This is a genomic window from Flavobacterium ardleyense (assembly GCF_042686085.1).
Taxonomy (GTDB): Bacteria; Bacteroidota; Bacteroidia; order Flavobacteriales; family Flavobacteriaceae; genus Flavobacterium; species Flavobacterium ardleyense.
In genome coordinates this window covers 101,941-114,331 of sequence record NZ_JBHUOL010000018.1, presented here as the reverse complement: position 1 = coordinate 114,331, position 12,391 = coordinate 101,941, and the positions used below count along the sequence as shown (strand labels likewise).

Sequence of the window (12,391 nt, the reverse complement as noted above, 5' to 3'; positions counted from 1 at the left end):
TCATAATCAAAACTTCAAGAAAAAAAATAGTAAAAAAAACTTAAAAATTGTTTCTATTTAAAATCTATATCGTAATATTGCAATATAGAATTTACGATACAATGGGAAGTACAAAATCAGAGCATTTTACAGCACAACAAAACGAAATGGCAATTCTTGCAAAAGCATTAGGTCATCCGGCAAGAATTGCTATTATGGAGTATTTACTAAGTGTAGATACTTGCATCTGTGGTGATATTGTCAACGAATTACCTTTGGCACAAGCCACAGTTTCGCAACATCTTAAGGAATTAAAAAAGGCAGGATTAATTCAAGGAACAATTGAAGGAAATGCGATTTGCTATTGCGTAAACGAAACGACTTTAGAAAAATTCAATAACTATTTGCAACAACTAACTTCTAAAATGGGAAGTAGAACGAGTTGCTGTTAATTAATACATCAAATACAATGGATACAAACGATCAGATTAAAGAAATGGTAAAGCAAAAATACAGTGAAATTGCTTTGCAAGACCAAGAAACTAATGCTTCATCTTGTTGTGGAAGTGGCGGTTGTAGTACAGAAGTTTATAATATTATGAGTGATGAATATGCTCATTTAGAAGGGTATAATCCGGATGCAGATTTGAAATTAGGTTGCGGTTTACCAACAGAATTTGCCAAAATTAAACCGGGTGATACGGTGGTTGATTTAGGGAGTGGTGCTGGAAATGACTGTTTTGTGGCAAGACACGAAGCAGGAATTACAGGAAAGGTAATTGGAATTGATTTTACCGAAAATATGATTGATAAAGCTCGAAATAATGCGGAGAAATTAGGCTTTAACAATGTAGAATTTCGATTAGGAGATATTGAAAAAATGCCAATAACTTCTGATGCTTCTGATGTAGTAGTCAGTAATTGCGTGATGAATTTAGTTCCGGATAAACCGAAAGCCTTTAAAGAAGTATTTCGTATTTTGAAAGCAGGCGGACACTTCAGTATTTCGGACATTGTTCTTACAGGTGATTTACCTGAGAAAATTAAAAATGCTGCAGAAATGTACGCAGGTTGCGTTGCCAGTGCGATTTTAAAAGAGGATTATTTACAAATCATAAAAGATGCTGGCTTCACAAATCTGACGCTTCAAAAGGAAAAACCAATCATTATTCCAACCGATATTTTAAAAGAATATTTAAACGAAGAAGAGATTACAGCTTATAATTCAAACAAAACTAATATTTATAGTATTACGGTTTATGGCGAAAAAGAAGCAGTTTGTTGTGCTCCAAATTGCTGTTAATTTTAAGTTTTGAATTTCATTGCATAAAAAAAGAGGACTTTTCTAAATCCTCTTTTTTTATTTGTATTTTATAGCATCGAACTAAAAAGTTAAAGTTCCCGCTAATTCTTTTAAATTGATTTCTGAAATTTTAGTGACATATTGTGCATTTGAATAACGAACCGATGCTTCAACATAATTTTGTTGAGCGGTTCTAAATTCAACTGTGGTAATTGTTCCAATTTTAAACTTCGCTAAAGTAATATCTAAGTTTTGCTTAGCAATTTCGATGTTTTTCTCTTCTACTTTTACCAATTCTAAGTTGGTTTGATAACTCGCATATAAAGAAGCCAGTTCCGTTTCTAAAGATAGCTTTTGCTGTTCTAAAACTAAACCAGCATTCTCCACTTGGTATTTAGCAATTTTTTCATTTTTATTTTGAAGAAAGCCATTAAAAATTGGAACAGAAGCCGTTACACCGTATACAAATCCTTTTCCTGAAGATTCCGTTACAAATCCTAATGAAGATTCTGAACGGGTGAAATTATAGCCAGAAGTTAATCGAACTGTCGGATAACGATTCCCTTTTACTTGCTTCAAATTTAAATCGGCCACCTTCTTCGTTAAGATTTGCGATTGGAGTACGGGATTTTGCTTTTGAGCCGTTTCTGTTAGTTCGGCAAAGTCTAAATTTTGTTCAAAGGTGATTTCTTCATTCACTTTAAAATCAGTTTGTAGCTCACGAATTAATAATTCGTTCATTCTAATTTTAGTAATGCGATATGCTTCTTTTTGCTTTAATAGTAAACTCAAATCGCTATTCAAATCTACTTGAGCATTTAAAACTTCTAATTTGGAAGCTTTTCCAATACTAAATCGGTTTTGAGCCGTATTCAAACGCTGATTTGAAATTACAATTGCAGTATCAATCGATGCTAAGACTTGTTGCTGTTGCACCAAATCAAAATACGTCACATAAACATCACTAATCTTATTCAAAATCGCAGTTTGCAATTCGGCTTTTCCTTGTTGTTCTAAAACGTTTAATTGTTCTTTTCGGGCAAACATACTTAAACCGTCAAAAATCGTCCAATCGAGCCCAACACCATAACTCAAGTTCATGTTTTTTGCACCGTCAACTTCTCTTACCGTTCCGTCGCCTTGTGTTTGTTTGGTATCTAAAATACTGTTGCTGTTGGTTAAATTAGCATTTAATGTTGGCAACATTCCGGCTCTAGCCAAAGAATTATTGGTGGCATCAATTTTTGAATTGTTTGTAGCAATTTTAATATCGTAATTATTTTCTAAAGCCATTTTTAACGCATCTTCTAACGACAGCACTTCTTGTGCTTGCGTTGAAAATCCTAGTAAAAGGAGTAAGGCTATTTTATATATCTTCTGCATATTATTATTTTTCTAAAGCATCTAAATTATCAAATTCAGGACGGTGTTTTCTGGCTCTTGACCAAAGCATATAAATCGAAGGAATAACGAATAATGTTAAGATTAACGAGAATAAAGTTCCTCCTACAATTACAACTCCCATTCCCATTCTACTTGTTGAAGCTGCTCCAAATGACATTGCAATTGGTAAAGCTCCTAAAGCAATTGCTAAACTCGTCATCAAAATAGGACGTAAACGTGCTACAGAAGCTTCGATAATTGCTTCATATTTTGGAATTCCTTGTTCTCTTAATTGGTTCGCAAATTCCACAATCAGAATTCCGTTTTTGGTTACCAATCCAATTAACATAATCGTTCCAATTTGACTAAATATATTCCAAGTTTGTCCAAATAACCAAAGCGAAAATAATGCTCCGGCTACAGCCAATGGAACTGTGATAATAATAATAAATGGATCGATAAAGCTTTCGAACTGAGCCGCTAAAATCAAGAAAATCAATAATAAAGCTAGTCCAAATGCGAAAGAAGTGTTAGAACTACTTTCCACGAAATCTCTAGATTCGCCACCTAAATCGGTAGTAAAAGTTTCATCTAATACTTTCGCTTTAATTTCGTCCATCGCATTAATCCCGTCAATCATACTCTTTCCTGGAGCTAAACCTGCGGAAACAGTGGCCGACATATAACGGTTGTTGTGAAATAACTGCGGTGGATTACTCTGTTCTTCAACTTCCACAACATTATCTAATTGGATTAGATTTCCATCCTTATTTTTTACAAAAATCGAAGTTAAATCTAAAGGAGCACTACGATCTTTTTGATCAAATTGACCGATGACTTGGTATTGTTTTCCATTCAACATAAAATAACCAAAACGCTGACCACTTAATGATAATTGAAGGGTTTGTGCCACATCAATTACTGAAACACCTAAACTCTCCGCTTTTTCACGATTAATAGATACGTTGATTTCAGGCTTATTGAATTTTAAGTTGACATCTACATTTGAGAACGTTTCATTTTTAGCAGCTTCTTCCATAAACAACGGAATTTTAGCTCTTAATTTCTCAAAGTTTGGTGCTTGAATAATATATTGAATTGGCAAACCACCACGTCTGTTTACAGAAATAGTAGGTTGTTCCGAAACGTTTACTTTGGCTTCTGGATATTTTTTGGTCCAATTGTTTAAGTTTTGCACAATTTCTTTTTGAGAACGTTCTCTTTCTCCCGGTGGCACTAAAGCCAAACGAACTCGACCTGAATTCACAGAAGAAGATAAAAATCCTGGAGAAGTAATTACAATAGCCACTTTTTTCTCTGGAATGGAATCATTTATTAAATTAGACAAATCTTGCATAAAGCGATCGGTATAATCATAAGTTGCACCTTCGGGCGTAGCAACACTTATAACCGCTAAACTTCTGTCATCATACGGAGCAGTTTCTTTCGGAAGAATGCTAAAAAAGAAAGCAATCAATCCAAAACAAAAAGCAATAATTGGAAAACTTATCCATTTTCGGCTTAAAAACTTAGTCAAATAATCACCATATCCTTTGTTTAAACTTACGAAGAAAGGTTCACTATAATTGTAGAATTTAGTTCTTCTTTGTTTACCGCTTTTCATTAAATAAGCATTCAACATTGGTGTTAACGTTAAGGATACGAAAGCCGAAATTAATACGGCAGCACCAATAACTACTCCAAACTCTCGGAAGAGTCGGCCCACAAAACCTTCCAGAAATATTACCGGTAAAAACACGGCTGCTAACGTCACAGAAATCGAAATAACGGCGAAGAAAATTTCATTCGAACCTTTAATTGCTGCTTCGATAGGAGACATTCCTTCTTCAACTTTCTTATAGATATTTTCGGTGACTACAATTCCATCATCAACCACTAATCCAGTGGCTAATACAATTGCTAAAAGAGTTAGTACATTAATGGAAAATCCAAAAAGATACATAATAAAAAATGTTGCAATTAGTGAAACCGGAATATCAATTAGCGGACGAATAGCAATCGACCAATCTCTAAAGAATAAAAAGATAATTATAATTACAAGAATTACTGAAATCATTAGTGTTTCCGCTACTTCAACTACCGATTGCTTTATAAATAAAGTGTTATCTAAAGCAATATTTAATTCAATATCTGCTGGTAAATCCTTTTTTAAACGCTCTAATTCTTTGTAAAATTGATCGGCAATTTCCAAGTAATTCGTTCCAGGTTGTGGAATAATCGCCACAGCAACCATCGGTTTTCCGTTCGATGTTAATTTTGTTTCTAAGTTTTCAGGCTCTAAAGCAACATTGGCAACATCGCTTAATCTTACGGTGCGATTGTCATCGGAAATAATTATAATCTCATTAAACTCTTTTTCTGTAGATAGATTCCCTACGGTTTTAACGGTTAATTCGGTATTAGCTCCTGTTAATTTTCCTGACGGAAGTTCTACATTTTGTTTGTCTAATGCTTTTTTAACATCACCAACCGTAACGCCATACGAATTCATTTTAAGTGGATCAATCCAAATACGCATTGCATATCTTTTTTGTCCCCAAATTTGAACACTACTTACGCCTGGAATCGTCTGAATTCGCTCACCAATTACGTTTTCGGCATAATCACTTAGTTCTAATACATTTTTTGTATTACTCTGAACCGTCATCGAAATTATCGCATCCGAATCGGCATCAGCCTTAGCTACGACTGGCGGTGCATCAATATCTTGAGGCAAACTTCGAATGGCTTGCGATACTTTATCACGTACATCATTCGCAGCTTCTTCAAGATTTTTTTCTAATTGAAATTCGATGGTAATATTACTAGAACCTTGATTACTCGAAGAAGTGATATTTCGAATACCATCAATCGAGTTAATTGCTTTTTCAAGCGGTTCTGTAATTTGCGATTCGATAATATCTGCGTTTGCTCCTGTATAATTTGTTCTAACGTTAATTACAGCAGGATCGATAGACGGATATTCGCGCACGCCTAAATAGTTGAACCCTAAAATACCAAATAATACAATTAATAGATTGATTACGATGGTAAAAACGGGTCTTTTTATACTTAATGTGGATAAACTCATTTGAAGTTATAATTTGTTCCGAAGCTTCGGAGTTGAAATTTTATAGTTGAATTTCCGTCATCCAATAGTGGGATTTGGAATTTAGATGTTGGGATTTTATTTTATCCTAACTTTTATGTCAGCATCATTTTTAATCGCCATTACACCAGAAACTACTAGAGTATCACCAGCTTTAATTCCGCTAGTGACCACAACATCTTTATCGGTTCGGGTTAAAGTTTCAATTTTTACTTCTTTTGCTTTTCCATTCGATGCGATATAAACTACTTTTCCATTTTGAATCGGAATTACGGCTTCGGTAGGAACTAATATTGCGTTTTTAATGTTTTTCAACGGAAGTTCCACAGTGGCGAAAGTTCCAGCAATTAATTTGTTTGAAGGATTATCCGCAATTGCTCTTACTTTCAAAGTTCTTGTAGCAATTTCAATTTCAGGATCGATGGCGTAGATTTTTGCCGAAAAAGATTCCGAACTATTTGGCATCGTAATTTTTACCGAAGTATTATTTTCAACTCCAGTAGCGTATTTTTCAGGAATCGAAAAACTGATTTTCACTTGATTAGAACTCACCAATTTTGTGATTAGAGTAGAAGGAGTAACATAGGTTCCAGGTGAAATATTTCGCAATCCGATTTTACCCGAAAATGGAGCTCTTATAGAAGTTTTAGCAATCTGAGCTTGAATCAATTGCGATTGTGCTTTCAAACTTCTGAATTCCGCACTAGCAATATCGTATTCTTCTTGACTAATTGCTTCCTTTTGAAGTAACAATTTAGCTCTTCTTTCATTTTCAGAAGCTAAGTTTTGTTTGGTTGTTGCTTGCGATAATTGAGCACGTAATTCAATATCATTCACTTTTAGTAAAACTTGTCCTTTGTTTACATTCGTACCTTCTGTGAAATAGATTTGCTCTACAATTCCAGAAACTTCACTTCTAATTTCCACATTTTCATTGGCTTCAATAGAACCAGAAAGTGATATTACATTAGAGAAATCCTTTTCAGAAAGTACAATACCGTCAACCATCGTTGGTGGTTTTTTATCACCTTTCTTGTTGTTTTTTCCCGATGCAGTGGTATTTGATGTAATTCGATACCCAATTAATCCAATTAAAATCAGGACGAATAAGGTAATAAGGATAGTTTTCAGTTTCATAATATAGAATAATACTTAAGCCTACAAATCTATGTTATACGAATTAAAAAAGCCAAAAAGTTATAAATTATTTAACATTATTTGTAGATACAAATGTTGTTTAGACTTATTTTATACAATACATTAAAAATAAATTATAAAAAAACGCTGTACTTTTAAGTAGAAGTACAGCGTTTTGTATAATGGAAATTGTATTATAAACTACTCAATACTATCAGTTATTGTAGTTGTATCAATGATTAAATCAGAATCTTTAGTTTTCTTTGCTTTGTTTTCACAACGAGTACAAAGATGATCGATGTTCTTTAATTCTCTTGCTTGAGCAACAGTTCCTTCAAAAATTTCAGTTGTTCTGTCCGAATTGATGTAACCACAATCATTATATAAATGATAACTTTTTCCTGATTTTGTCCAATAGACAAGATTTGTACCTGTTAAGTCTTTTACCTGTTCGGTTTGTTCAGTATATTGTTCCACTGAAGGCGGATTGAAATCAGTTCCTGTTATTCCAGCAATTAAAAGAGCTACAACGGCAATTCCTCCAATAATCCCTTTTTGTTTTCCATCCATATTTTTATTTGTGAATACAAAAATAACTAACGGTAGGAAAGCAATTACAGCTACGATTAAGCCCAATTGACTCTGCATGAAAAACATAAATTTATTTTTTTCTGAAGCTGGGTCTAATCGATTTGATTTTTTCCAAAAGTAAGAACCTAAAATAGCGAATGCCAAATCCACAACAATAAGCCCAATAATCCAAGGCATATTAATAGGTTGTGATAACACAAATTTTATTGCAAAAATTTGAGCCACAATAGCTACTGCCCAACTTAATAATGCAAATAATCGCAATTGGGTTGCTTTTCCTTTCGCTTCACTCGTTGGAACAAAAGTTGTTGACGATGAAGTTGAAGTCGGCGAGGGGCTGTCGCCTTCAATTTTAGTGATTTTTTTTGAGCTCATTTTTTTAGTTTTAGAATCAAGTTAATACAAACTTAATCATTTTTTTTAAGTCAACAATAGTGTGTTTTATTTTTTGCTTTGTAAGAAGCAATTCAGTTCCAATAGATTAAAAAAGAATTGTTTTGAAGTATAATTTTTGAGTTTAATTTAAAACTCATTATTTTAAAATTAGTAGCTTTTTTCTAACTAATATAATTCCAAATGGTTTTCTTTTTGCTGATTTCAATGAAAGCAACTCGCAATTTAGAATGTTCTGGTTTTTCCATCGGAGCGTCGTCTTTCAGTAATTTTATGGCGTGATGACGTGCTAATTGTAAAATATCTTTATCACGCACTAAATCAGCAATTTGAAGATTTAAAACACCGCTTTGTTGTTTCCCCATCAAATCGCCAGGACCACGTAATTTCAAATCAACTTCCGAAATTTCAAAGCCGTCATTCGTGCGAACCATTGTATCCATTCTGATTTTACTGTCGTTGCTTAATTTGTGACTGGTCATCAAAATACAATAACTTTGTTCGGCACCACGACCAACACGACCTCTTAACTGATGTAATTGGGATAATCCAAAGCGTTCAGCACTTTCAATTACCATTACCGAAGCATTTGGAATATTTACACCAACTTCAATCACAGTTGTCGCGACCATAATATTCGTTTTTCCTGCTGAAAAGCGTTGCATTTCTGCTTCTTTTTCCGCAGGTTTCATTTTTCCGTGCACAATTGAAATTGCATATTGTGGTAATGGAAAATCTCTTGAAACCCCTTCATAACCATCCATTAAATCTTTATAATCCATTTTTTCGGATTCCTGAATTAAAGGATAAACTATATAAATTTGGCGTCCTTTGGCTATTTCATCTTTCAGAAATTTCCAAACTTTCAAACGATTGCTATCAAAACGATGAACAGTTTGAATTGGTTTTCTGCCGGGTGGCAATTCATCAATCACTGAAATATCTAAATCACCATACAAACTCATCGCTAAAGTTCGAGGAATAGGAGTAGCAGTCATCACTAAAACGTGAGGAGGAATTACATTTTTCTTCCACAATTTACTTCGCTGTTCAACGCCAAAACGATGTTGCTCATCAATTATCGCTAAGCCTAAATTTTGAAATTTTACTTTATCTTCAAGTAAAGCGTGCGTTCCAATTAAGATATCTAAAGAACCGTTTTCTAAAGCTTCGTGAATGATTTTTCGTTCTGAAGTTTTAGTTGAACCTGTAAGTATTTTAATTGTGATATCTAGTTCATTAGCTAATTCTGAAATTCCGATAAAATGTTGATTAGCGAGGATTTCTGTCGGAGCCATTAAGCAACTTTGAAAGCCATTATCTTTGGCTAAAAGCATACACATTAAGGCTACAATAGTTTTTCCAGAACCCACATCTCCTTGTAGTAAACGATTCATTTGAGCGTTACTTCCTAAATCATTTCGAATTTCTTTTAGCACTCTTTTTTGAGCATTTGTCAAATCGAAAGGCAAATGATTGTTGTAGAAATCGGTAAAATAATTTCCTACTTTTTCAAAAGGCATTCCTTTGATTTTATGCTTTCGAATCAGGTTTTTGGTGATTAATTGGAGTTGGATGAAAAATAATTCTTCAAATTTCAATCGGAATTGGGCTTTAGCTAATAAATCTTGACTTTTTGGAAAATGAACGTTAAATAAGGCTTCATTTTTTGGAATCAACTTTAACTCCTCTAATAGATAATTGGGAATTGTTTCTTGAAATAAATTTTGTGTTTCTAAAAACAATTGTTGCATCATTTTATTGACCACTTTGTTGGTAATTCCTCTATTGGCAAGCTTTTCTGTACTTGGATAAACGGGTTGCATGGCAGAACGAAGACTTGCTTTATGCTCTTCTAACAATTCCATTTCAGGATGTGCCATATTAAAAGTAGCTCCAAATTGGCTCACTTTTCCAAAAATCACATAAACGGTATTGATTTTTAAACTTTCGCGAACCCATTTTTGGCCTTGAAACCAAACCAATTCCATTTGGCCTGTATCGTCTACAAAAGTTGCGACTAATCGGCCTCTTCCTTTGGCTTGTTCAACGGTTTTAATGTTGATTACTTTCCCAACAATTTGTACTTCTGAATTATTATTTTGTAATTCATTTACTTTGTAATAACGCGTTCTATCGATATATCGGTTGGGATATAAATTCAGTAAATCGCTATATTTGAAAATTCCCAATTCTTTGCGTAATAAATCGCCACGTTGTGGACCAACGCCTTTGAGATATTCTATTGGAGTTTCGAGTAAGTTCAAGTTTTGTAAATTGTAAATCTTATAAATTATATTGTTAAGCGAAGATAGTTTATAAATTGTTAATTTAGAAATGTCACCACTTGAAAATGCTTATATTCGTATCATAAATTAGAATGTATGAAAATGTTTCGTTTCCTTTTTATTGGTCTTTTCGGAATAACCGCTTTTGCACAACAAACCAATAAAGTTGATTTTATAAAATGTAATGCTTTAGTAATTCCAAATCCAGTCGAAAAATCGATTTCGGGAAGTATTACTTATGAATTTAAGTTAAAACAAGCGATTGATACTATTAAAATTGATGCAATTAATATGCAGTTTTCTGAAGTTTTTATTAATGGTATTTTGGTAAATTATAAGAATTCCGGCAAAACTTTAGATTTATTTGAAGGATATAAAAGAGGGAAAAACCGAATTTCATTCAATTATTCGGCTAAACCGAAACAGACTTTATATTTTACGGGAGAAGGTGAAAATTTACAAATATGGACTCAAGGACAAGGGAAATTCACTAGTTATTGGTTGCCAAGTTTTGATGATGTGAATGAAAAAGTGATTTTTAATCTGTCGGTTGAATTCGATAATAATTTTCAAACATTAGCAAACGGCTCTTTAAACCGAATTAGTACAAATGCCAAAGAAGGTAAAAAACAATGGCATTACCAGATGCAAAAACCGATGTCGTCTTATTTAGTGATGTTGGCGATTGGTAATTTCGAAAAGCAGTTTGAAACTTCAAAATCGGGTACGCCTTTAGAGTTTTATATTGATAAAAATGATGTCGATAAATTTGAACCCACGTTTCGCTATTCGAGACAAATGTTTGATTATTTGGAAAAAGAAATAGGAGTGAAGTATCCTTGGCATATTTACCGACAAGTTCCGGTTCGTGATTTCTTATATGCCGGAATGGAAAACACGACTTCTACGATTTTTGCACAAGATTTTGTGGTAGATCCCATAGGTTTCAATGATAGAAATTATATAAATGTGAATGCCCACGAATTAGCACATCAATGGTTTGGTGATTTAGTTACGGCAGAATCAAGTAAACATCATTGGTTGCAAGAAGGTTTTGCGACTTATTATGCCTTATTAGCGGAACGAAATTTATTTGGCGATGATTATTTCTATGATCAATTGAATACTTATGCTGAGCAGTTAAAACGAGCTTCCAAAACCGACATAATTCCGGTAATGAATGAAAAAGCGAGTTCTTTAACGTTTTACAAAAAAGGAGCTTGGGCTTTGCACGTAATGCGAGAAGATATTGGGCCGGAAAAATTTCAAAAAGCTGTTAAAAAGTATTTGAAGAAATACCAATATAAAAATGTAAATACGGATGATTTCTTGAAAATTTTAAAACAAGTTTCAGGATATGATGTGGAAAATTTTAAAAAGGTTTGGTTGGAACAATCCGGATTTGAGACAGAAATTGCACAGCGCTATTTGGACAAAAACAAATTTATTCAAGAATTCCAAGAACTTCGAAAATCGAAAAAATCATTAGCAGAATTGATAGAATTACTTGATTCATCTGCTTATTTTCCAATGAAAGAATACGTTATTTATCACACACAAAATTTACCTTTCGATGAGCGAAAAGCGTTGTTAGAAGTTGCAATGAATACTAATTCGGTGCAAGTTCGACAAGCTGTAGCTGAAACTGTAAAAGTAATTCCAATTGTTTTTAAATTACAATACGAGTCCTTATTAAATGATGCTTCATACAAAACTAAAGAAATAGCATTAGGTAATTTATGGCGAAATTTCCCTGAAGATCGCCTGAAGTATTTAGAACAAACTGAAGCAATTGAAGGAAATAATGATAAAAGTTTTAAATTAACTTGGTTGGCTTTAGCAATGAATACTGAAGATATTTCCGAACAAAGGCAATTTGAATGCTATGAAAAATTATTAGACTTCGCTTCTACAAATTATGAAAGCTCTGTAAGACAAAATGCTTTGGAATTATTATTACAGATGAATCCAAATGATGAAAAAGTAGTTGCGTTATTGTTTCAAACCACAATTCATCACAAATGGCAGTTTACCAAGTTTGGAAGAGAAGCTATCAGAAAATCACTTAAAAATGCAAAATATAGAGCGTTAGTAACTCAATTGGCAAGCAAAGCGACTGGCGATTTAAAAGAGTTGTATTTAAGATTTTTGAATGAGTAAGGAGATTTCAACTTTGTCAAAGTTTAAAATTTAAGAGAGCTTTAAATT

The 12,391-nt window shown here is 33.3% G+C and carries 8 protein-coding genes; 3 read left to right on the top strand and 5 right to left on the bottom strand.

The window, feature by feature from the left end; genetic code table 11:
* Positions 1 to 101 precede the first annotated feature (101 nt).
* Both ACFSX9_RS10350 and ACFSX9_RS10345 read left to right on the top strand, forming a co-directional pair.
* Positions 102 to 431, top strand: a complete 330-nt coding sequence (locus ACFSX9_RS10350; RefSeq protein ID WP_379808323.1) for an ArsR/SmtB family transcription factor — start codon at positions 102 to 104, stop codon at positions 429 to 431.
* 17 nt (positions 432 to 448) lie between these two features.
* Positions 449 to 1,282 carry an arsenite methyltransferase gene (locus ACFSX9_RS10345; protein WP_379807361.1) on the top strand — a complete coding sequence of 278 codons (834 nt, stop codon included), beginning with the start codon at positions 449 to 451 and terminating at the stop codon, positions 1,280 to 1,282.
* An 81-nt stretch (positions 1,283 to 1,363) separates the two neighbouring features.
* Here ACFSX9_RS10345 and ACFSX9_RS10340 read toward each other — a convergent pair whose 3' ends face one another.
* The 5 genes from ACFSX9_RS10340 to recG all read right to left on the bottom strand — a co-directional run bounded on the left by ACFSX9_RS10340 (position 1,364) and on the right by recG (position 10,162).
* Positions 1,364 to 2,665 (bottom strand): TolC family protein, encoded by a 1,302-nt coding sequence (locus tag ACFSX9_RS10340; RefSeq protein WP_379807359.1) that lies wholly within the window; start codon positions 2,663 to 2,665, stop codon positions 1,364 to 1,366.
* 4 nt (positions 2,666 to 2,669) lie between these two features.
* Entirely contained in the window at positions 2,670 to 5,756 is a 3,087-nt protein-coding gene (locus tag ACFSX9_RS10335) for an efflux RND transporter permease subunit (protein WP_379807357.1), read from the bottom strand.
* Positions 5,757 to 5,852: 96 nt separating this feature from the next.
* Positions 5,853 to 6,911 (bottom strand): efflux RND transporter periplasmic adaptor subunit, encoded by a 1,059-nt coding sequence (locus tag ACFSX9_RS10330; protein WP_379807355.1) that lies wholly within the window; start codon positions 6,909 to 6,911, stop codon positions 5,853 to 5,855.
* Between the two features lie 201 nt (positions 6,912 to 7,112).
* Positions 7,113 to 7,877 (bottom strand): hypothetical protein, encoded by a 765-nt coding sequence (locus ACFSX9_RS10325; protein ID WP_379807353.1) that lies wholly within the window; start codon positions 7,875 to 7,877, stop codon positions 7,113 to 7,115.
* A 182-nt stretch (positions 7,878 to 8,059) separates the two neighbouring features.
* Positions 8,060 to 10,162 carry an ATP-dependent DNA helicase RecG gene (gene recG / locus ACFSX9_RS10320; RefSeq protein WP_379807351.1) on the bottom strand — a complete coding sequence of 701 codons (2,103 nt, stop codon included), beginning with the start codon at positions 10,160 to 10,162 and terminating at the stop codon, positions 8,060 to 8,062.
* A 117-nt stretch (positions 10,163 to 10,279) separates the two neighbouring features.
* On the opposite strand from recG, the gene ACFSX9_RS10315 reads away from it, so the two are divergent.
* Positions 10,280 to 12,343 carry a M1 family metallopeptidase gene (locus tag ACFSX9_RS10315; RefSeq protein WP_379807349.1) on the top strand — a complete coding sequence of 688 codons (2,064 nt, stop codon included), beginning with the start codon at positions 10,280 to 10,282 and terminating at the stop codon, positions 12,341 to 12,343.
* Positions 12,344 to 12,391 lie beyond the last annotated feature (48 nt).

Coding starts and splice junctions, on each gene's coding strand:
- ACFSX9_RS10325 (WP_379807353.1), bottom strand. CDS start 7,877: ATGAGCTCAAAAAAAATCACTAAAATTGAAGGCGACAGCCCCTCGCCG.
- ACFSX9_RS10335 (WP_379807357.1), bottom strand. CDS start 5,756: ATGAGTTTATCCACATTAAGTATAAAAAGACCCGTTTTTACCATCGTA.
- ACFSX9_RS10330 (WP_379807355.1), bottom strand. CDS start 6,911: ATGAAACTGAAAACTATCCTTATTACCTTATTCGTCCTGATTTTAATT.
- ACFSX9_RS10345 (WP_379807361.1), top strand. CDS start 449: ATGGATACAAACGATCAGATTAAAGAAATGGTAAAGCAAAAATACAGT.
- ACFSX9_RS10350 (WP_379808323.1), top strand. CDS start 102: ATGGGAAGTACAAAATCAGAGCATTTTACAGCACAACAAAACGAAATG.
- ACFSX9_RS10340 (WP_379807359.1), bottom strand. CDS start 2,665: ATGCAGAAGATATATAAAATAGCCTTACTCCTTTTACTAGGATTTTCA.
- ACFSX9_RS10315 (WP_379807349.1), top strand. CDS start 10,280: ATGAAAATGTTTCGTTTCCTTTTTATTGGTCTTTTCGGAATAACCGCT.